The 21,531-nt window shown below is 57.3% G+C and carries 16 protein-coding genes; 8 read left to right on the forward strand and 8 right to left on the reverse strand.

All coding sequences use genetic code 11. The features are described 5' to 3' along the window. Positions 1-25: 25 nt before the first annotated feature. On the reverse strand, positions 26-2,296 hold the full coding sequence (gene metE / locus ARC85_RS11805; protein WP_286714903.1) for a 5-methyltetrahydropteroyltriglutamate--homocysteine S-methyltransferase: 2,271 nt from the start codon (positions 2,294-2,296) through the stop codon (positions 26-28). 113 nt (positions 2,297-2,409) lie between these two features. On the opposite strand from metE, the gene ARC85_RS11810 reads away from it, so the two are divergent. Genes ARC85_RS11810 through ARC85_RS11820 form a run of 3 tightly spaced genes read left to right on the forward strand, consistent with a single transcriptional unit; the run spans position 2,410 to position 4,943 of the window. Continuing rightward, positions 2,410-3,300, forward strand: a complete 891-nt coding sequence (locus ARC85_RS11810) for a LysR family transcriptional regulator (protein ID WP_286714904.1) — start codon at positions 2,410-2,412, stop codon at positions 3,298-3,300. Positions 3,301-3,347: 47 nt separating this feature from the next. After that, positions 3,348-3,740, forward strand: a complete 393-nt coding sequence (gene gcvH, locus ARC85_RS11815; protein ID WP_011784330.1) for a glycine cleavage system protein GcvH — start codon at positions 3,348-3,350, stop codon at positions 3,738-3,740. Between the two features lie 6 nt (positions 3,741-3,746). Continuing rightward, complete coding sequence (locus ARC85_RS11820) at positions 3,747-4,943, forward strand: class I SAM-dependent rRNA methyltransferase (protein WP_286714905.1); 1,197 nt, start codon at positions 3,747-3,749, stop codon at positions 4,941-4,943. Between the two features lie 155 nt (positions 4,944-5,098). On the opposite strand, the gene ARC85_RS11825 is transcribed toward ARC85_RS11820, so the two are convergent. Continuing rightward, positions 5,099-5,755 carry a histidinol-phosphatase gene (locus ARC85_RS11825; protein ID WP_041656166.1) on the reverse strand — a complete coding sequence of 219 codons (657 nt, stop codon included), beginning with the start codon at positions 5,753-5,755 and terminating at the stop codon, positions 5,099-5,101. 182 nt (positions 5,756-5,937) lie between these two features. Here ARC85_RS11825 and ARC85_RS11830 point away from each other — a divergent pair, with 182 nt between their 5' ends. The 3 genes from ARC85_RS11830 (at position 5,938) to ARC85_RS11840 (ending at position 10,122) form a co-directional block, all read left to right on the forward strand. Then, complete coding sequence (locus tag ARC85_RS11830; RefSeq protein WP_011784333.1) at positions 5,938-6,468, forward strand: RNA pyrophosphohydrolase; 531 nt, start codon at positions 5,938-5,940, stop codon at positions 6,466-6,468. 12 nt (positions 6,469-6,480) lie between these two features. Then, positions 6,481-8,787, forward strand: a complete 2,307-nt coding sequence (ptsP, locus tag ARC85_RS11835) for a phosphoenolpyruvate--protein phosphotransferase (RefSeq protein ID WP_153741315.1) — start codon at positions 6,481-6,483, stop codon at positions 8,785-8,787. A gap of 93 nt (positions 8,788-8,880) precedes the next feature. Further along, a complete protein-coding gene (locus ARC85_RS11840) occupies positions 8,881-10,122 on the forward strand; it encodes a patatin family protein (protein WP_022992070.1) in 1,242 nt (413 codons plus the stop codon). A gap of 85 nt (positions 10,123-10,207) precedes the next feature. Here ARC85_RS11840 and hslU read toward each other — a convergent pair whose 3' ends face one another. From hslU to ARC85_RS11865, 5 genes are all read right to left on the reverse strand, one after another. Further along, positions 10,208-11,539 (reverse strand): ATP-dependent protease ATPase subunit HslU, encoded by a 1,332-nt coding sequence (hslU, locus tag ARC85_RS11845; protein ID WP_286714906.1) that lies wholly within the window; start codon positions 11,537-11,539, stop codon positions 10,208-10,210. A gap of 14 nt (positions 11,540-11,553) precedes the next feature. Further along, entirely contained in the window at positions 11,554-12,084 is a 531-nt protein-coding gene (hslV, locus tag ARC85_RS11850) for an ATP-dependent protease subunit HslV (protein ID WP_011784337.1), read from the reverse strand. A 91-nt stretch (positions 12,085-12,175) separates the two neighbouring features. Then, on the reverse strand, positions 12,176-12,820 hold the full coding sequence (locus tag ARC85_RS11855; protein ID WP_286714907.1) for an SPOR domain-containing protein: 645 nt from the start codon (positions 12,818-12,820) through the stop codon (positions 12,176-12,178). Between the two features lie 7 nt (positions 12,821-12,827). After that, entirely contained in the window at positions 12,828-14,513 is a 1,686-nt protein-coding gene (gene argS / locus ARC85_RS11860; protein ID WP_286714908.1) for an arginine--tRNA ligase, read from the reverse strand. Positions 14,514-14,644: 131 nt separating this feature from the next. Then, positions 14,645-16,816: a primosomal protein N' gene (locus ARC85_RS11865; RefSeq protein WP_502688015.1), complete on the reverse strand. Its 2,172-nt coding sequence runs from the start codon at positions 16,814-16,816 to the stop codon at positions 14,645-14,647. 235 nt (positions 16,817-17,051) lie between these two features. On the opposite strand from ARC85_RS11865, the gene rpmE reads away from it, so the two are divergent. Next, positions 17,052-17,273, forward strand: a complete 222-nt coding sequence (gene rpmE / locus ARC85_RS11870; RefSeq protein WP_014420566.1) for a 50S ribosomal protein L31 — start codon at positions 17,052-17,054, stop codon at positions 17,271-17,273. Positions 17,274-17,486: 213 nt separating this feature from the next. Beyond that, complete coding sequence (locus tag ARC85_RS11875) at positions 17,487-18,752, forward strand: malic enzyme-like NAD(P)-binding protein (RefSeq protein ID WP_286714910.1); 1,266 nt, start codon at positions 17,487-17,489, stop codon at positions 18,750-18,752. Between the two features lie 81 nt (positions 18,753-18,833). Here the strand turns inward: ARC85_RS11875 and ARC85_RS11880 are convergent, their stop codons facing one another. Then, entirely contained in the window at positions 18,834-21,374 is a 2,541-nt protein-coding gene (locus tag ARC85_RS11880) for a penicillin-binding protein 1A (protein ID WP_286714911.1), read from the reverse strand. Positions 21,375-21,531: the final 157 nt, after the last annotated feature.

Below are 21,531 nucleotides of genomic sequence, written 5' to 3' on the forward strand. Positions count from 1 at the left end.
ACCCACAGATTGCCGCTTGTGAAACCTAGCTTCTCAGTTCCCGTGCGGCCGCTACCATGGTTTCCAGTGCCGGCGTCACTTCTTCCCATTTCCGCGTTTTCAGGCCGCAGTCCGGGTTAATCCACAGCCGTTCTGCGGGGATACGTTCAGCCGCCAGAGTCATCAGGTTGATGATATGTTCCTTGTCTGGAATGTTGGGCGAATGGATGTCGTATACGCCCGGACCAATGTCGTTGGGGTATTCAAAGCTCCGGAACGCATCCAGCAGTTCCATGTCTGACCGAGAGGTCTCGATGGTGATGACATCGGCATCCATACGGGCAATGGCTTCGATGATGTCGTTGAATTCCGAGTAGCACATATGGGTATGGATCTGGGTGCTGTCATCTACGCCGTTGGCGGCGATGCGGAAGCTGTTGATTGCCCACTCCAGATACGTTGCCCAGTCCGACTTTCTCAGCGGCAGACCTTCGCGCAGAGCGGCTTCGTCGATCTGGATGATGTTCACGCCGGCTTTTTCCAGATCCTGAACCTCCTCGCGAATCGCCAGGGCCAGTTGCAGGCAGGAATCCTTGCGAGGCTGATCATCCCGTACGAAAGACCAGTTCAGAATCGTCACTGGGCCGGTCAGCATCCCCTTCACCGGTTTGTCGGTCAGCGACTGGGCATAACGGATCCATTCCACGGTCATGGCCTGGGGGCGGCGGATATCGCCAAACAGAATTGGCGGTTTCACGCAGCGCGAGCCGTAAGACTGAACCCAGCCGAAGCGCGTGAAGGCATAGCCGTCCAGTTGCTCGCCAAAGTATTCCACCATGTCGTTACGTTCCGGTTCGCCGTGTACCAGAACATCCAGTCCGAGCTTTTCCTGCGCTTCCACGCAGCGAACAATTTCTGCTCGCATTTGTTCGATGTAAGCCTGTTCGCTCAGCTCGCCCTTACGGAATTGCAGTCGCGCCTGTCGAATCTCGCGGGTTTGTGGGAAAGATCCGATGGTCGTGGTCGGGAAGGCGGGCAGATTTAGTCTCTCCCGCTGGCGGGCGATTCGCTGAGGGTAGGGGCTCTGGCGATTGCCAAGCTCAGGTGTAACCGAAGCAACGGCCTTTCGAACCTCCGGATTGGTCACGCGATGGGAGTTTCGGCGGCTATCGATGGCCAATTGGTTGTCTGCCAGCTCGGCGCGCACACTGCTGCGGCCCTCGTTCAGTGCTCGGGCGAGAATCTGCAGTTCGTCGAGTTTCTGAACCGCAAACGCTAGCCAGTTGCGGATGTCGCTATCAAGCTCTTGTTCTCGGGAGAGGTCAACAGGGACATGCAGAAGCGAACAGGACGGTGCCAGCCACAGACGTTGGCCCAGTTTTTCGTTCAGGGGCTCCAACCAGCCTAGGGTGCTGTTCAGATCCGATTTCCAGATGTTGCGACCGTTGACCACGCCGAGAGAAAGCACTTTGTGACTCGGCAGCCAGTCTGCCACGCGACTGACTTCGGCCGGCGCGCTGATGGCATCGATGTGCAGTCCTGCAACGGGCAATTCGCACGCCAGTTGAAGATTGTCCCGAAGCTCGCCGAAATAGGTGGCCAATAGCAGTTTCGGGCGGTTCGCTTTGAGCTGGTGGTAAGCCAGATTGAAGGCATAACGCCAGTTGGCATCAAGATCTGTGACCAGGGCCGGTTCGTCAAGCTGAACCCATTCCGCACCGGCATCCGCCAGAGCTTCCAGGAGTTGCGAATACACCGGCAGCAGGCGCTCCAGCAAATCCAGTCGATTACTAGCATCCGAGGTTTTGCCCAGCCAGAGATAGGTCACCGGGCCAATAATCACGGGTTTTGCGTTGAGTCCCTGTTTCCGTGCTTCGGACAGTTGTGTTAACAATCGTTCCGGATTGAGTTCAAAGTGAGTGTCAGCCGTCAGCTCTGGCACAATGTAATGGTAGTTGGTGTCAAACCACTTGGTCATCTCGCCAGCGGCGGTGGCGCAGCAGGGGCTATCATTGGCACCCCGGCCACGTGCGGCACGGAAGTAAGCGTCCAGCTCCGAGCCTTCTTTGCCGGCGGCCCGGATGGGGAGGTTTCCCAGAGTGACGGACATATCCAGCACCTGGTCGTAAAGGGAAAAATCGCCTACCGGCACGTAATCGAGCCCGGCCTGTTGCTGCCAGTGACGCCGACGCAGATCGGCTGCCGTGATGGCCAGTTCCTGTTCGGTTTGCCGGCCGCCCCAATAGTCTTCCAGCGCGAATTTCAGCTCACGCTGGCCACCGATACGGGGGAAGCCGAGGTTATGTGTGGTTGCCATGATTGAGTCCTTGAATCCTGTGTGTTGAGTCAGGTCTCAAGGTTAGGTGGGCTTTTGCATGAATAAAAATGGTATTATTTCACTAAATCATGAAAAACGTTCACGGAAAGGTTATGGTCGAGCGGCATCATCTGGAAATCATGCGAGCGGTGGAGCGCCAGGGTTCACTGACGGCTGCGGCGGAACAGCTACACCTCACCCAGTCGGCGTTGTCCCACGCTATTCGTAAACTGGAGCAACAACTGGGCACTTCGGTCTGGCTCCGAGAGGGGCGTCAGTTGCGTTTGACGCAGGCTGGTCATCAACTGCTGGCATTGGCCAATCGTTTGCTGCCGCAGTTTGAACACGCTGAGATGCAGATTCACCAGATTGCCCAAGGGCAGCGCGGCAGCTTGCGAGTTGGCATGGAGTGTCACCCCTGCTATCAATGGCTTCTGAAAGTAGTAGGCCCTTACTTGCAGCAGTGGCCGGATGTCGATGTGGATGTAAAACAGGAGTTTCAATTCGGTGGTATGGGCGCGTTGTTTGGTCATGACATCGACTTGCTGGTTACCCCGGACCCGTTGCACAAGCCAGGGGTCAGTTTTGAGCCCGTGTTTGATTATGAACAGGTGTTGGTGGTGTCGGAGGATCATTCGCTGGCTGATGAAAAATGGGTAGAGCCGCATCAACTCGAAAAAGAAACGCTGATTACTTATCCGGTGGCAGTAGAGCGTCTGGACATCTTCACGCGGTTTTTTCTGCCGGCGCATACCGCACCGGCACGCCATAAGACCATTGAGACCACCGATATCATGTTGCAGATGGTTGCTGCAGGGCGAGGGGTGAGTGCGTTACCACGCTGGCTGGTGGATGACTATGCCCGGAACATGCCCATCAGAGCCCTGAAACTCGGTCAACAAGGTATGCCCAAACAGATTTTTCTGGGTTTCCGGGAGCGTGACGAGGCGGTGGATTATCTGAACGCGTTCGTGAAGCTGGCCCGCAGCATTCGCTGGAACTAATCTCTTCGGTTAAACTGCGCGGAAAATTATCACAGGACACACAAATCATGAGTGAAATCCCTTCTGATCTGAAGTACATCGAAACTCACCAGTGGGTGCGCGTGGACGCTGACGGCACCGCCACCGTGGGCATCACCGATTTTGCCCAGGAGCAGCTGGGAGACGTGGTCTACATCGGTGTGCCGGAAATGGGCGCAACGGTAAACGGCGGCGAAGAAGCCGGCGTGGCAGAATCCGTGAAATCCGCGTCGGACGTATTCAGTCCGGTAACCGGCGAGGTCATCGAGATCAATGAAAAGCTCGAAGACGAGCCGGAAATCGTGAACGAAGACCCCTACGGCGATGGCTGGATGTTCAAGGTAAAGCTGGCCGACGAAGGCGAGCTGGAAGGCCTCATGGATGCGGCTGCCTACGCTGAACACGTGGCTGCTGAGGAATAATTATTGATGGAATTCCCCGTTCTCTATCTGCGCAAAGGCGCAGAACGTCGTCTCCGGGCCGGTCATTTGTGGGTGTACAGCAACGAGGTGGATACCCGCCGCAGCCCGCTGACGGAGTTTCAGCCCGGCGCGCAGGTGCAGGTTCGGGCATCGAACGACAAACCGATGGGGGTGGCGTTTGTGAATCCCCATTCCCTGATCTGCGGTCGTTTGATCAGTCGTGATGCTGCTCACGGCATGACGCCCAAGCGGCTGACTGATCGCATGGAGGCGGCCCTGAGTCTGAGGGAGCGATTGTTTGATAAACCCTTCTATCGCTGGGTATTCGGCGACAGCGATGGTCTTTCTGGCCTGGTAGTAGACCGGTTCGATGATGTCGTCGTAGTGCAGATCTCCACCGCCGGCATGGAGCAGATGAAGGAGGCTATTGTCCGTGCCGTCCAGCGCCTGGCTCATGCCCGCATCATCGTGCTGAAGAACGATGGCAAAATGCGCAAAGTAGAAGGGCTGGATACTTACGTGGAGTTTGCCCACGGTCCGGAAGCCGACACCGTACTGGTGGAAGAGAACGGCGCCCGCTTTGAAGTGCCCCTGGCGGGCGGCCAGAAAACCGGTTGGTTCTATGACCACCGCATGAATCGCCAGCGCCTGCAGGCCTACGCGCCCGGCAAAAAAGTTCTCGATGTGTTCAGTTACGTGGGCGGTTGGGGCATTCAGGCCGCTTGCGCCGGCGCATCCCAGGTGACCTGCGTGGACGCATCGTCAGCCGCCGTAGATGCGGTACACCACAACGCCAAACTGAATGGGCTGGAAAACGTGGATACCATTGAAGGTGATGCCTTTGATGCCCTGAAAGCCCTGGCGGACGAAAAGGAAAAATTCGACATCGTGGTGCTGGACCCGCCCGCACTGATCCCGCGCCGCCGGGACCAGAAAGCCGGTGAGCAGGCCTATGCCCGGTTGAATCAGTTGGGACTCAGGCTGCTGGAGCGCGACGGATTGCTGGTGTCGGCCTCCTGTTCCATGCACCTTTCCCAGGAAAAGCTGATCGATATTATTCGTAGCAGCGGCCGCAAAATTGATCGGTTTGTGCAGTTGCTGGAGCAGGGTCACCAGGCGCCGGATCATCCGATCGTACCGGGGATTCCGGAGACAGACTACATCAAGTCCTGCTTTGTGCGGTCATTGACTGGATTTCTATAATCGGCGAGTTCGCCAAAAGCAGGCCGTGGGCTGGGTGAGCCTTTCCGGGATCGTCAAAATCATGGATGATTTTGTCGAGCGTACATGGATGTATTCACAGCGTATCCCGGAAAGGCTCACCCGGCCCATGGCCGGTCCGGTAGCACCAACCAGGATCAATCCCGTAAAGACATCACCGCCCAGCCATTCTCAATTGCCGTTTTCTCCAGGGTAGGGTCCGGGTCCACCGCCACGGGATTATCCACCTTCCGCAACAGCGGCAAATCATTGTGGGAATCGCTGTAGAACCAGGCGCCCTCAAGGCTCTCGCCGTGGGCAGTCAGCCAGTCATTCAGTCGCTCCACCTTGCCCTCCTGAAAACTCGGTGTGCCCGCCACTTCACCCGTGAATTTCCCGTTCACCAGCTCTGGCTCAGTGGCAATCAAATGATCCACTCCCAGCATTTCGGCGATAGGTTCGGTAATAAAACGGCTGGTTGCCGTAATGATCATCAGCGTGTGGCCCCGCTCGCGATGATCCGCGAGTAACTTCACCGCCTTGTCCAGCATCATCGGCTGCACCTTCTTGGCCATGAAAGCAGCCCGCCAGCCTTCAAGCTCTTCCAGATTGTGGCGGGTGAGGGGGGCCAGGACAAAGCGCTGGTAATGGAAAACATCCAGCTCTCCATTCAGATATTCCTGATAGAAGCGGTCGTTGGCCCGCTTGTACTCCTCCGCATCCACCATGCCCTCTTCCACCAGGAATTCGCCCCATGCATGGTCGCTGTCCCCGGCCAGCAAAGTGTTATCCAGATCAAAAATCGCGAGCGTCAAGCCTTCTCCTCCCATCCGTACAGGCATCATGGCAAAGGCGACAGTCTACCACGGCATGGCAGTAACGTGCCGCCAACAGCTCCGTTTGCCGAAGCCTTGGGTTTCTGTAAGAATGAGAGCAACTTGGACAATTTTCGCCGGTTAAAAAATAACCGGCAGCCGACTACTACGAGGACTGTGCCGTGATCGACTCAGACGGTTTCAGACCCAACGTCGGAATCATTCTGGCCAACCACAGGGGAGAAGTTCTCTGGGCAAGGCGAATAGGGCAGGACTCCTGGCAGTTTCCTCAGGGCGGTATCAAGCACAACGAAACCCCCGAGGATGCACTCTACCGGGAGCTTGGAGAGGAAATCGGCCTGTGTGCCAGCGATGTGGAAATCATCAGCTGCACCCGGGGCTGGCTGCGTTACCGGCTTCCGAGGAGGATGGTACGCCATAACTCGCACCCCGTATGCGTGGGGCAAAAACAGAAATGGTTCCTGCTGAGGATGTTATCGCCAGACGCGCACGTACGCGTGGATGGCACGGATTCACCGGAATTCGACGGCTGGCAGTGGGTGAGCTACTGGTATCCGTTGGGGCAGGTGGTTTCATTCAAACGAGAAGTATACAGGCGCGCGTTGAGGGAGCTGGCTCCAAGACTGTTTCATAACATGGAGCAGTGGCACCGGGCCGAGAACCCACGGCGTATGAAGGAACATCAGAAATGACGGACTGACTCCATGCTGAGCATCCTGCGAAGTCTAGTACAAGAGGTAAACAGCGCCCGCGATCTCCAGGAGGCGTTGGAAATCATTGTATCGCGGGTGCAAAAGGCCATGGGCACAGAAGTCTGCTCGGTTTATCTGCTGGATCCCGCCTCCAATCGCTATATCCTGATGGCCACTGAAGGCCTTTACAAAGACTCCGTGGGCCAGGTCAGCCTGGCCTATTCCGAGGGTCTGGTGGGTCTCGTGGGTTCACGTGAAGAACCCATCAATCTTGAGGATGCACCATCCCACCCGCGCTATCGTTACTTCCCGGAAACCGGTGAGGAGCGCTTTCGCTCGTTTCTGGGGGTGCCGATTATCCACCATCGCCGGGTAATGGGCGTGCTGGTGGTGCAGCAGCGGGAGAGTTCCCGTTGCTTCGATGAAGGTGAAGAAGCTTTTCTGGTCACGGTTTCAGCTCAATTGGCAGGTGTGATTGCCCACAGCGAGGCGACAGGGGCCATCAGTGGCCTGTCGCTGACGGGTGAGGAAGCGCGGGATGTGAGTTTTAGTGGTGTTCCCGGCGCGCCGGGTGTCGCCATTGGAACGGGCGTGGTGGTTTATCCTGCTGCCGATCTGGACGTGGTTCCGGAAAAGCCGACCGAAGACATTGGCCAGGAGCTCGAGCTCTTTCGTTCAGCTGTTTCGGCGGTGCGGGAAGATATCGAACGCGTTGCCAACCGCCTGGCGTCCCAGCTCCGGCCGGAAGAGCAGGCGTTGTTCGATGTTTACCTGCGGATGCTGGGAGATGAGGCGCTACCGGGTGAGGTGGCGAATCGAATCCGGGAAGGCGTCTGGGCTCAGGGTGCCTTGAAACAGGTGGTTCAGCAGTATGTTCGTCATTTCGAGATGATGGACGACCTGTACCTGCAAGAACGCGCAGTCGACATCCGTGATCTGGGCCGCCGATTACTCTCACACCTGCAGGAAGGTGAGCAGAAGCATCTGGAATATCCCGAACGCACCGTACTGGTCAGTGAAGAGCTGACACCGGCCATGCTCGGTGAAGTGCCCAAAGGGCAGCTGGTCGGCCTGGTTTCCGTTAAGGGGTCCAGCAATTCCCATGTGGCCATCCTGGCCAGGGCCATGGGTGTTCCCACCGTAATGGGGCTGGTGGATATCCCGGTTAACCAGCTCGACGGCCGGGAGCTGGTTGTTGACGGTTTCGAGGGGCAGATTTTCGCGTCTCCCTCGGCCGATCTCCGGACCTTTTTTCAGGCTATCTGCGACGAAGAAGACGAGCTGGTTCGGGGCCTTGAAGCGCTGCGTGACAAGCCCTGCGAGACCACAGATGGTCACCGGGTCTCCCTGCTGGTAAACACCGGTTTGATGACCGACGTTGTGCGCTCTCTTTCCCATGGTGCCGAGGGTATCGGCCTGTACCGCACCGAAGTGCCATTCATGATCAAGGACCGGTTCCCGTCCGAGCAGGAGCAGAGGGAATACTACCGGGAACAGCTGGAGGCCTTTGCCCCCAATCCGGTCACCATGCGAACCCTCGATATTGGCGGTGACAAGGCGCTGACCTATTTCCCCATTCAGGAAGAAAACCCGTTCCTGGGCTGGCGCGGTATCCGGGTAACGCTGGACCACCCCGAGATCTTCCTGGTTCAGGTGCGGGCCATGCTCAAGGCCAGCGAAGGCTTGAACAACCTGCAGATCATGTTACCGATGATCAGCAATATCTCTGAGGTGGAGGAGTCCCTGCACCTGATCTATCGGGTCTATCACGAAGTCCGTGAGGAAGGTTACGACATCCACATGCCCAAGGTGGGTGTGATGGTGGAAATCCCGGCCGCGGTTTACCAGATTCGTGAGCTGGCCGAGCGGGTGGATTTCCTGTCGGTGGGCTCCAACGATCTGACTCAATATCTGCTGGCGGTAGATCGCAACAACCCGCGGGTAGCGCAGCTTTATCACTCCTATCATCCGGCGGTGCTTCAGGCGCTGGTGCGGGTGGCGCAGGATGCCCATTCGGTGGGCAAACCGGTGGGTATCTGTGGCGAACTGGCGGGTGATCCGGGCGGTGCTCTGTTGCTGATGGCCATGGGCTATGACTCCCTGTCGATGAACGCGGCCAGTTTGCCAAAAGTGAAGTCCGTAATCCGCAGCGTGGGGCGGGAATGGGCCATTCAACTGTTGGAAGATGTGCTGTTGCTGGATTCGCCCCATGTCATCAAGAGCTGTGTTGATCTGGCGTTACGCAATGCAGGGTTTGGTCGCTACTTACGTCCTGCCCGTACCTCGTCAGCAGCGCTGGCGGAACAGGCCGTTTCCTGAGCATTATGAGGGTTATAGTGTGCGCACTCTAAATTCCCTTGTTAGGTTGTTGGATAACTGAAATCCTGCAGCAGTATCCGATAAGGACAGTCAATGAAGACAGCGACCGAGCTCAAGCCAGCACCGAGAATCGGCCTCGCCCTTGGCGGCGGTGGCCCTCTGGGTGGCATTTACGAGATCGGTGCCCTGCGGGCTCTGGACGAAGCGCTGGATGGTCTGGACTTCAATAATATCGATGTCTATGTCGGCGTGAACGCAGGCTCTTTTGTGGCCGCCAACCTGGCAAACCAGATGACCACGGCCCAGCTTTGCCGTATCTTCGTGCGGAACGAAGCCGAGGTTCATCCGTTCCATCCTGAGGTTTTCTATCGCCCTGCCTTGCGTGAGATCGGGCGCCGGCTGCTCGCCGTGCCGGGCTTGCTTTCAACGGCGGTCAGCCGGTTCGTGAACAATCCTTACGACCAGAGCCTGCTGGAAGCCATGACTATCCTGGCCCAGGCGGCACCGGCCGGACTCTTCGATAACGAGGGGTTGCACGAGTATCTGAAACGCGCCTTCACCATGCTTGGCCGCACCAATGATTTTCGTCAGCTCAAGCGGAGTCTGTATGTGGTTGCTGCAGACGTGGAGAGCACGGAGGCGGTCTGCTTTGGTGCGCCCGGGTACGATCATGTCCCCATATCCCGGGCGGTTCAGGCCAGCACCTCTTCGCCAGGTCTGTACGTACCGGTCGAGATTGATGGTCGTTTTTACGTGGACGGTACCCTGAGAAAGGGGCTGCATGCTTCTGTCGCCTTTGAAGACGGCGCGGATCTGGTGTTGGCGGTCAATCCCCAGGTGCCCATTGATGCCAGTGCTGCGGTACGCGCCGGTACCATGAAGCCGGGAGAGCTTACCCGTTCCGGAATGCCGAATCTGTTGTCCCAGATGTTCCGGACCATGGTTTATTCCCGTATGCAGTCGGGTATTGCTCAATACACCCGTGATTATCCGGATAAGGACATACTGCTGTTTGAACCTACCCGGGATGATGCCAAGCTGTTTTTCTCAAACGTGTTCAGCTTCCAGAGTCGCCGTATGGTGTGTGAGCACGCCTATCAGATGACCCGCCGAGATCTGCTCCGGCGGGCAGATGAATTGGAGCCCAAACTGCGCAAGTACGGCATTACGCTGCGCCGGGATCGTCTTGAGGATGAGCAGAGAACCATCAGTACCAGCCTGTATGGTGAAATGCTGCCCCTGTATGTGGCCAAAGGTCGCAAGAAGCAGGGCGAGAAGAACCGGATTGCGAGCGGCTTCAGTACCGTCACGCACCTGTTCTCAAAGGCAGAATAAGTACTGATGTTGCTGATACGGGCGTGAAAAAGCCGGAGAGGTCATCCCCTCCGGCTTTTTTGTTGGCATTTCAGGAAACCGCGAATCAGAGAATGTAGCGGCTCAGGTCTTCGTCTTCAGAGAGTTCGCCGAGTTTCTCGTCAACGTAGTCCGCTGTCACCTCAAAGGTCTCGGTGACCTGGTCGCCGGCGTCGTAGGACAGACTTTCCAGCAAGCGCTCAAGCACCGTATGCAGGCGGCGGGCGCCGATGTTTTCGGTGGTTTCGTTCACCTTGTAAGCCACTTCCGCAATGCGGGCGATGGCATCGTCGGCGAAGGTCAGTTTCACACCTTCGGTGCCCATCAGCGCTTCATACTGCTGCACCAGCGAGGCATCCGGTTCGGTCAGAATGCGCTTGAAGTCGTCCGGCGTCAGCGCCTGCAGCTCCACGCGAATCGGCAGGCGGCCCTGCAGTTCCGGAATCAGGTCTGAAGGCTTGGACAGGTGGAACGCGCCGGAGGCGATGAACAGAATGTGGTCAGTCCGAATGGAGCCGTATTTGGTGCTTACTGTGCTGCCTTCAATCAGAGGCAACAGGTCGCGCTGAACGCCTTCCCGGGACACATCCGAGGAGGTGTTTTCCGAGCGTTTGGCAACCTTGTCGATCTCATCGATAAAGACAATCCCGTTCTGCTCAACCGCCTGAATGGCCTTCTGCTTGATCTCTTCCTCGTTCACCAGCTTGGCGGCTTCTTCGTCCTTCACCCGCTTCATGGCATCCGCCACTTTCATCTTGCGGGTCTTGCGCTTGTCCGAAGACAGGTTGGAGAACATGCTCTGCAGTTGAGAGGTCATCTCTTCCATGCCCGGAGGCGCCATGATCTCCACGCCGGCGCTGCTGCTGCGCAAATCGATCTCGATTTCTTTGTCGTCCAGTTCACCTTCCCGCAGTTTCTTGCGAAACAGTTGTCTGGTTGAGGAGTCCGCATTGGTGCGCTGGCTGTCTTCGTTAAAATCCCTGGGAGGCGGCAGCAGGGCATCCAGAATGCGGTCTTCGGCGGCATCCAGTGCACGGTGTTCATGCCGCTTCATTTCCTGTTCCCGCAGCATTTTCACCGCCATGTCGGCCAGGTCGCGGATGATAGATTCCACATCCCGGCCTACATAGCCCACTTCGGTAAATTTGGTGGCTTCCACTTTCAGGAAGGGGGCATCCGCCAGTTTGGCCAGCCGGCGGGCGATTTCCGTTTTACCGACACCAGTAGGGCCGATCATCAGGATGTTTTTCGGGGTAATTTCATCCCGCAGGCTGCTGTCCAGTTGCATGCGGCGCCAGCGGTTACGCAGGGCAATGGCGACGGCGCGTTTTGCTTCTTCCTGGCCCACGATGTGTTTGTTCAGTTCGTGGACAATCTCTCGGGGAGTCATTGCAGACATGGTCGCTCCGGTCGTCAGTCTTTAATGGGCAGCACTTCCAGAGTGCGGTTCTGGTTGGTGTAAATGCAGATATCACCGGCAATTTCGAGCGCTTTTTCGGCGATTTCATGGGCACTGAGCTCGGTATTCTCCAGTAGTGCCCGGGCGGCGGCCTGGGCAAACGGACCTCCGGAGCCGATGGCGATCAGCCCCTGCTCCGGTTCGATTACGTCGCCGTTGCCGGTAATGATCAGGGAAGCGGTTTTGTCCGCAACGGCCAGCAGGGCTTCCAGTTTGCGCAGGGCACGGTCCGTGCGCCAGTCTTTGGCCAGCTCTACAGCGGCACGGGTGAGATTGCCCTGGTGTTTTTCCAGTTGGGCCTCGAATCGCTCGAACAGGGTAAAGGCATCGGCGGTGCCACCGGCAAAGCCAGCGATTACCTGGCCGTTGTACAGGCGGCGTACCTTTCGGGCATTGCCTTTCATAACGGTGTTGCCAAGGGATACCTGGCCATCACCGCCCATGGCGACTTCATTCTCCCGGCGTACGGAAACTATGGTGGTCATTGGGGCTCCAGTTGCCTGTTTGAATTTGTATTTTGGCTTTATGGAGGCGCTGGGCGGGATTTCAAGAGCAGGGGAGGTGGCTGAACACAGTTCAGCCTTCTTTCGGGATCTTGCGCACCAGAGGCTGGATATTGATAGTAACCAGCTTGTCGACCGCCGAGTTCATCTGGCTGCGGGAGTTGAATGGCCCCACATTTACGCGGTACCACACACTTCCGTTGTCGAGATCAATACGCTGTACATGAGCCCTGAGTCCCTGGAAGGCGATCTGCGCACGCTGTCGCTCGGCGTCTTCCTTACTCCTGAACGAGCCAGACTGTACGACATAATCGAACTCCTGCATGGCCGGGCCCGGGGTATATTCTTCCACTTTGGGCGGAACGACCTCGGATTCCGGCAGCATTTCGTAGAATCGGAAGTTCTGCTCTTTCGGCCGAGTGTTCTGTTTAGCCGTGGTGTTGGCGGGTTGCTTGGGCGCTACCGGGGTTTGCTCCTGAATCGGGGTTTGCCTGGCCGTTTCCGGCCCGCCGGGCAAGGTGTTCAGGTAGACGATAAAGCCGATGAAGCCACCCACGGCGGCCAGAGACAGGATGGTTTTCATAGACAAGGCGCCATGCTGTGAATGCGAGGGTGCACTCTTTTTGGGTTTGGACGGCTTGCGGGGCCTGGCCGCGGGCTTGCTGGCGGCGGCCCCTTTGCCCGCAGGGCGATCTTTCCTGGCGTAATCTCTGGCCATGGCCTGATTACATCTCCTCTGGTGCGCTTACGCCGAGCAGGTCCAGGCCATTGGCAATCACCTGGCGCACGGCCAGGTAGAGGCTGACTCTGGCGTCCCGCAGGGCGGTATCTTCAATCAGCACCTTGTGGGCGTTGTAGTAAGTATGGAACTGGCCCGCCAGCTCACGCAGGTAATGGGTGAGGTGGTGGGGCTCGCGCTGGGCGGCGGAGTTGGCAATCAGTTCCGGATACTTCGCCAACTGGTTGGCCAGCTCTTTCTCTTCATCCAGAGTCAGCAGGCTCAGGTCGCCGACACATTCGTTCATGCCACGCTGCACGCCCTCGGCGGCCAGTTTGCGCAGTACGCTGCAAATCCGGGCATGGGCATACTGGATGTAATACACCGGGTTTTCATTGGTCTGGGAGCGGGCCAGGTCGATATCGAAGGTCAACTGGGAATCCACGCGCCGTGCCGCCAGGAAGAACCGGGTGGCATCCCGGCCCACTTCGTCGATCAGGTCCCGTACGGTGACGTAGCTGCCGGCCCGCTTGGAGATTTTCACTTCCTGGCCGGAGCGGGTCACCATCACCATCTGGTGCAGAACGTAGTCCGGCCAGCCTTGGGGGATGCCGGCTTTCAGTGCCTGAAGGCCAGCGCGCACACGGGTTACCGTGGAGTGATGGTCTGCGCCCTGTTCGTTGATCACAGTGGTAAAGCCGCGCTGCCACTTGTCCAGGTGGTAGGCCACGTCCGGCAGGAAGTAGGTGTAGCCGCCGTCCTTTTTGCGCATAACCCGGTCTTTGTCGTCGCCGAACTCGGTGGTTTTCAGCCACATGGCGCCATCTTGCTCGTAGGTGTAGCCGTTGGCTTTCAGGCGCTCAACGGTGGCTTCCACCTTGCCGTCCTCGTACAGGGACGATTCCAGGAAATACACATCGAACTGAACCCCGAAGGCTTTCAGGTCCAGGTCCTGCTCACGGCGCAGGTAGGCCACGGCGAATTCGCGGATGGCGTCCCGATCATCCGGGTCGGCCTTGGCAGTGACTTCCCGGTCGTCGGCAATCACGGTTTCGCCGGCCATATAGGCGTTGGCCACATCGACAATGTAATCGCCCCGGTAGCCGTCTTCCGGCCAGCTTTCGTCTTCCGGCGTCAGTCCCTTAACGCGGGACTGTACCGACAGGGCCAGATTATTGATCTGGGCGCCGGCATCGTTGTAGTAGAACTCCCGGGTAACGTCGTAACCGTTGGCTTCCAGTAACCGACACAGGCAATCGCCAATGGCGGCGCCACGGCCGTGGCCTACGTGCAGCGGGCCGGTGGGGTTGGCAGACACAAACTCCACCTGAACCTTCTCGCCGTTACCGGAGTTGTTGCGGCCGAACTGCTGCGCTTCGTCCAGGATGGTGTTCACAATGCCGAAGGCGCTGGCGGTGCTCATGAAAAAATTGATAAATCCCGGCCCGGCAATCTCCACCTTTTCCACGGCAGAACTCTCTGGCAATGCCGCCACCAGGGCTTCGGCCAGCTTGCGAGGCGGGCAGCCGGCGGCTTTGGATGCCACCAGGGCAATATTACAGGCATAGTCCCCGTGGGACTTGTCTTTGGTGTTGCCCACCTGAGGAGTGAAGCTCTGGTCTGCCGGCAGTGTGCCGTCAGACTGAAGGGTCGCCAGTGCAGACTGGAGAAGCTCGGATACGGTCTCTTTCATGCTGTCGAATGACTCGGTTTGCAGAAGAATGGGTGTCAGGGCAGGGCGCCCGTTGAAAACAGAAGGGGCGTATTATCGCGGAAAGTCGGGCTGCAAGCAAAAACGTTGGGGCGCCAGTGGTGTCTGAGAAATTAACTCGTTTCCTGGGGATCCACATCCACAATCCATTTAGTGCTCGCAGGCAGCTTGCTCTGATCCAGGTGTTGACATATGTGACTAAGCAAGTGGTTGAGTCGGCGCCGATTGTCGCTGCACAGGATCAGTTGCGCCCGGTGCCGGTCGGCTTTACGTGCAATTACCGCCGGTAGCGGCCCCCAGGTTTCTATGCCGCTCACTGCCGTCATGGGTTTAATGGTGTCCAGCAGTTGCAGGCTTGCCTGCATGGTGTCGGCTTCCGCGCGGAGTATGGCCATAGCACGGAATGGTGGAAGGGCGCCGGTTTGGCGCTCGGCCAGAAGTTGGTCTGCCAAGGCGGCGTAGTTGCCCTTGCAGAGCGATTTCAATAGCGGGTGGTCGCTGTGGCAGGTCTGGATCATCACTTTGCCAGGTTTTTCGCCCCGGCCAGCGCGGCCGCTGACTTGCAAAAGCGTCTGTACCATCTGTTCCGGCGCCCGAAAATCGACACTGAACAGGCCGCCATCGGCATTGACGGCGGCAACCAGCGTCACGTTCGGAAAGTCGTGGCCCTTGGCGAGCATCTGGGTGCCCACCAGTATGCAGGGCGCACCGCTGTTAACCTGAGCCAGTATATTCTGGATGCTCCCTTTGCGCTGGGTGCTGTCCCTGTCTACCCGTACAATGGGGGTGTTCGGAAACTGTTCGGCCAGGGTTTCTTCTGTGCGCTCTGTGCCCTGGCCTACGGGCTTGAAATTTTCGCTCTGGCATTTGGGGCAGATGTGGCTTGCGGCCATCTGGAAGTCGCAGTGATGGCAACGCATGGCTCTGTCCCGGCGATGGTATGTCAGTCGGGTATCGCAGCGCGGGCATTCCTCCATGTGGCCACAATCGAAGCACATCATGATGGGGGCGAATCCCCGCCGGTTCACAAATACCAGTGCCTGCTCACCTCGTGCCAGTGTTTCCTTTATGGCGTTCAGGGTGGGTCGCGAAAGGCCGGCCTCCAGAGGTCGGCTGCGTATGTCGAGCAAGGCCACTTCCGGTGGCAAGGCGTTACCAGCCCTTTGCTCCAGCCGGATAAGGTGGTATTTGCCTTGCCTGGCATTGTGCCAGGATTCCAGTGATGGCGTGGCCGAACCCAGGATGACGGGGCACTTATTGAGGTGTGCACGGTATACCGCGACGTCTCGCCCCGAGTAGCGAAATCCCTCCCCCTGCTTGTAGGAGTTGTCGTGCTCTTCATCCACAATAATGGCGCGCAGGTTGGTAAAGGGCAGCAAGACAGCAGAACGGGTGCCGATCAGTATAATGGGTTCCCCGTTTCGGATTCTCAGCCAGGTATCCAGGCGTTCGCCATCATTTAGAGCCGAGTGCCAGGCTACAATCCGGTTGCCGAAGTAGCGCCGGAAGCGGGCGAGGGTTTGGGGGGTGAGGTTGATTTCGGGAACCAGTACCAGAGCCTGTTGGTCGTCCCGCAGTTTTTGTGTCAGATAATGAAGATAGAGCTCGGTCTTGCCGCTCCCGGTGATGCCATAAAGAAGTGTGGCGCTGAAGCGATCTGTAACCTGCGGTAATTCTTTGGCCGCTGCCAGTTGCGCGGGTGAGAGTCTGGGGCCGTCGACTGTGACGATGCTCTCGCTGGAAGTCGGATGCTGTGGATCGCTAAGTTCGATGAGGCCTTTATCGTGAAGGCTTTTGATCTGAGGGCGGTTGAAGCCGGCTTTAACCAGTTCGCCGGTCGATATGCCGGGGGCGCGCTGGATGGCTTCCAGCAAGGCTTTCTGTCGATGGGCGTTTGCCGGCAGTGAGGCGATGTTTTGGGTGCCTTGCCAGTGTTCATCCTGTTTCTGCTGTGACGGCCGGCCTCGGCGTAATGCGGGAGGCAGGGCGGTGAACAGGCACTCACCCAAGGGGTGTTGATAGTAGTCACTGGCCCAGCTCAGGAGCCGGAAGGTGGCTTGGGGTAAGGCGGGCCAGGGCTCATGCACGTCCAGAATTTGTTTCAGGGTAATGCCGTCTGGTGGTGTGACGCCGGTTTCCACGACAAGGCCGGTAAGGGTTTGCCTGCCAAAGGGTACTTTTACGCGTTGCCCGGGTGAGACCGTGATGGTCTCCGGGATTCGGTAATCAAAGAGTCGCCGGAGCGGGCGATTCAGGGCGATGCGGGCGATTGAGGGCCGTGTCACGGTAACTGCGTATCCTGAAAGCGGGCAAAAGTAGGCTGGTTGCATGGTATCCGGACGGTTCCGGAGGGCCAAGATACTTGCCTGTGGTCGGGTTTGTCAGTAAGATTCGCGGTCTGTTTCTGGCCGGGCTTGATTGTGCACGGTCTTTTCAATTGATTCAAACATGCGGTGCCTGGCACCTGGGCAGCTAAGGTGCCCCGTGATCAGGTAGCGGCATGACCTAACGAGGTTCGCCATGAAAGAAGGTATTCACCCGAAGTACGAAGACATCACCGCTACCTGTTCCTGCGGTAATGTGATCAAGACCCGTTCTACCATCGGTCACGATCTGCAGCTGGACGTATGTTCCCAGTGCCACCCGTTCTACACCGGCAAGCAGAAGGTTATGGACACCGGTGGTCGTATCGATCGCTTCCAGAAGCGTTTCGGCAGCCGTATCGGTGGCAAGAAAGACTGATCCGCGCCGGGATGTTGAAAAAGCGCCTTTGGGCGCTTTTTTTGTGCGCCATTGAAAAATAAAGTTTGCTATATACGCAAAATGCACTATTGACTGTTCACAAAATATTCGATTTCGGCTTGTCGTTTTGGGTCGGGCGCGCCATAATGGCGCGCTCCGTTGGGCGAGCTCCAGCGGGATTTACCTTTAAACGTGACAAACGGAACAGTGGCAATGTCTCAAGATCTGAAAGAAGCAGCCCTTGAATATCACGCCAAACCGCGGCCGGGTAAGCTGAGTGTTGAAATCACGAAGCCGACCCAGACTTCCCGCGACCTCTCCCTGGCGTACAGCCCCGGGGTTGCCGAACCGGTCCGCGAGATCGCGAAGGACCCCGAGAATGCATACAAATACACAGCCAAGGGTAACCTGGTAGCCGTTATTTCTGACGGTACTGCCATCCTGGGTCTGGGTAATCTCGGCCCCCTGGCGAGCAAGCCGGTAATGGAAGGCAAGGGCGTACTGTTCAAGCGCTTTGCCGGAATTGACGTCTTCGACATCGAGGTTAATTCCGAAAGCCCGCAAGCGTTTATTGAAACTGTTGAGCGTATCGCCGATACCTTCGGTGGTATCAACCTCGAAGACATCAAAGCACCGGAGTGCTTCGAGATTGAGCGTGCGCTGATTGAAAAGTGTAACGTGCCCATCTTCCACGATGACCAGCACGGTACCGCTATCGTAACTGCGGCCGGCATGATCAATGCCCTTGAGCTGCAGGGCAAGAAAATTGAAGAGGCAAAGGTGGTATGTCTGGGCGCCGGTGCGGCCGCCATTGCCTGCATGAAGTTGCTGATCAGCTGCGGTATGCGCTCTGAGAACATCTTCATGCTCGACCGTAAGGGTGTGATCCACTCTGGTCGTGATGATCTGAACCAGTACAAGGCGATGTTCGCCAACGATACCGGCAAGCGTACTCTGGACGACGCCATCGACGGTGCCGACGTGTTCCTGGGTCTGTCCGGCCCGGACCTTCTGACTGCCGAGCAATTGGCGAAAATGGCGCCGAACCCGGTGGTGTTTGCCTGTTCCAACCCGGATCCGGAAATCAGCCCGGAAGTGGCTCTGGCTACCCGTGATGATCTGATCATGGCGACAGGTCGCTCTGACTATCCGAACCAGGTGAACAACGTGCTTGGCTTCCCGTTCATTTTCCGTGGTGCACTGGATGTACGTGCAACCGCTATCAACGAGGAAATGAAGGTTGCCGCGGTTAACGCAATCCGTGAGCTGGCCAAAGAGCCGGTGCCGCAGGAAATCTGTGAAGCCTACGGTGTTGATTCGTTCGAATTCGGTAAGGAATACATCATTCCAAAGCCGATGGATGTTCGTCTGCTGGAAGTGGTGCCGGCCGCCGTGGCCCGTGCTGCGGTAGATTCCGGTGTTGCGCGTAATCCGTACCCTGCGCACTACCCGCTGAAGTCCATGGACGACATCATCTGATCGGGATGTAGTCTGGCTTCAAAAAAACCGGCGGAGATCCCGCCGGTTTTTTTGTGCTTACTGGTTGGGGGCTACGGCCGATCAGAAGATCTGCCGTGACAGGTCGTCCCCGTTACTATTGTCGCCATTCCCTCCGATACTCTCGGCTGGCAGAGGCGAGGGTGCGTCTTCTTCCTTGAATATCTCGAAAACGGCTTCTTCGCCGGGTCGAGCTCTTTCTCCGGTTTTCGGGTTGATCCGGATATTCACGATGCCATTGGGCCTGGGCATGGTGGCTGCTGGCTGGCCTGCCAGTGCTACTTTCATATAGTCGACCCATATCGGCAGTGCGGTACTGGCGCCATACTCGCCGCGACCCAGGGGAGAGGGTTGGTCAAATCCGACCCAGACCGTGGTTGCAATGTCGTGATTGAAGCCCGCGAACCAAGTGTCTTTCTGCTCGTTGGTGGTGCCGGTCTTGCCGGCGATGTCGCTGCGGTTCAGGGCCAGAGCGCGCCGCCCGGTTCCCCTGCGAACCACGTCCTGCATCATGGAGTGCATGATATAGATTGATCGTTCGTCGGCCAGGCGTTGCATGATTCGTGGTTCGGTTGTGTTCTCCCCGGCAGCGGAGGCTGGCAGTGTCATGCCTTCAATTTCGGGTGGTTGCTCCGAAGTGCGTTGTTCGGCATCGGCGGCCTGCGTAGAGGCAGCGTCGCAGTTTTCGTCGCACAATATGGTCTTCGGGGCTTCATAGACTACGTTGCCGTCCCATTCCTCGATTCGTTCAATCAGGTAGGGTTGTACGTCGTAACCGCCATTGGCTATCACCGCAAAGCCTCTTGCCAGCTCCATGGGGGTCAGCAGGCCGCTGCCCAGAGAGAGTGAGAGGTTGGACGGCATGTTTTCGGTCGGGAGCTTGAGTTGCTCAAGATAGTTGAGGGTGGTGTTGATGCCAAGGTCTCTCAGCAGGCGAATGGAAACCAGGTTGCGAGAACGGTAAAGGCCTTCGCGCAAGGTGGTTGGTCCGTAGAACTGACCTGATGAGTTCTGTGGCCGCCATGCGGTTTCAAGTTCGGAATCTTCGAACACAATCGGGGCATCGTTGTAGATGGTGGCGGGTGTTCTTCCGTTCTCCAGCGCGGAAAGGTACAGGAACGGCTTGAACGTAGAGCCTGGTTGACGGTTGGCCTGGGTGGCGCGATTGTATTTGCTCTGGTTGAAGCTGTAGCCGCCCGCCAAGGCTTCAATGGCGCCAGTTTTGGCCTCGAGAGAGATGAGCGCGCCCTCGATTCTGGGTGCCTGCGCCAGGGAAACCCGCAGTTCGGTGACTGTCTGAGTCGATACGCTCTCGCTCTCAGGCTCTGCTTCAGCGTCTGCAATCTGTGGTAGTTGGTCAACTTTTACATAAATAACATCCCCGGGGCTTACCACGTCGGAAGGGTTCTGTGGTTCGGGCCCGGTGATGCTCTCGGTGCGGAATCGGCGTGCCCAGGTCATGGTGTCAAAGGGCATAACGCCCGGCCCCAGGCGCCGGGTGTGCACTCTCACTTCATCCTTTTCGTCATCTATGGATGTCACAACGGCTGGTACCAGTGCTTCAACCCGCGGGTAGTTCTGCATCTGGTTCGACAGTTCAGCCGGGGTCAGGCCTTCAATATCAAACTGTCCGATGGGGCCTCGGAATCCGTGCCGGCGGTCATAGGCTTCGAGGCCTGCTCTCAATGCCTTGGTGGCAGTTTGTTGCTTGGTGCTGTCGACGGTCAGGGTCACGCTGTAACCGTCGGTGTAGGCGTTTTCCCCGTAGCGGCGAACCATTTCTGCCCGGGCCATCTCTGCCACGTAGTCGGCGTCCACTTCGGCGTCACGGGTGTTATAGCTGGCGGTCAGAGGTGCTTTGCTGGCCAGAGACCAGGCGTCTTCGGTGATGTAGCCCAGGTCTTTCATCCTGCCGAGAATCCAGTTACGGCGGATCAAGGCTCGTTCCGGATTTGCGAGAGGGTTATAGGCCGAAGGGGCTTTGGGCAGGCCGGCCAGCATTGCCATCTGTGCCAGTGACAGCTCTGTCACCGGTTTGTCGTAGTAGACCTGGGCTGCGGCGGCGATTCCATAGGCCCGGTTACCGAGGTAGATCTTGTTCAGGTAGAGCTCAAGAATCCGGTTTTTATCCAGTTCACGTTCAATCTGAAGAGCCAGCAGTATCTCGTTGAACTTTCGGATGAAGGTCCGGTCGCGTGACAAAAAGTAATTTTTTGCAACCTGCATGGTGATGGTGCTGCCGCCAGACTGGATTTCTCCGGTGGTGATCAGTTCCACTGCAGCCCGCGTCAGGCCTTTAATGTCGACTCCGAAGTGCTCGTAAAAACGCGCGTCTTCCGCCGCCAGAAAGGCTTGTAACTGAATTGTAGGGATCTGTTCTATTGTGATCGGTGCCCTTCTCTTTTCACCGAATTCTGCTATTAATCTGTTGTCTTTGCTATACACCCGTAAAGGCGTCTGCAGCCGGACATCCAGCAATTGCTCGACCGGTGGCAGATTGGGCCGAAGATAAAGATACAGGCTTGAGGAAATAATAATGGCGACACTCAGGCCGGTAAGAAAGAACCAGGCAAAAACGCGAGATGTACGCAACAAATGAGACATTTTTTTCTGACAACTGTTGGATATAGGTCTATTATTTGAGAAATTGCTTTAGGAAGGTTCGGTCGCCTCGCCGTCTGCAATGTCTCCCGAAATTCGAGAGATTGCATTGTAGACGGAATAAATAAGAAATTCTCTTACATAAAAAACACATAGAACG

It is taken from the genome of Marinobacter sp. tcs-11 (assembly GCF_002049515.1).
Lineage (GTDB): Bacteria > Pseudomonadota > Gammaproteobacteria > Pseudomonadales > Oleiphilaceae > Marinobacter > Marinobacter nauticus.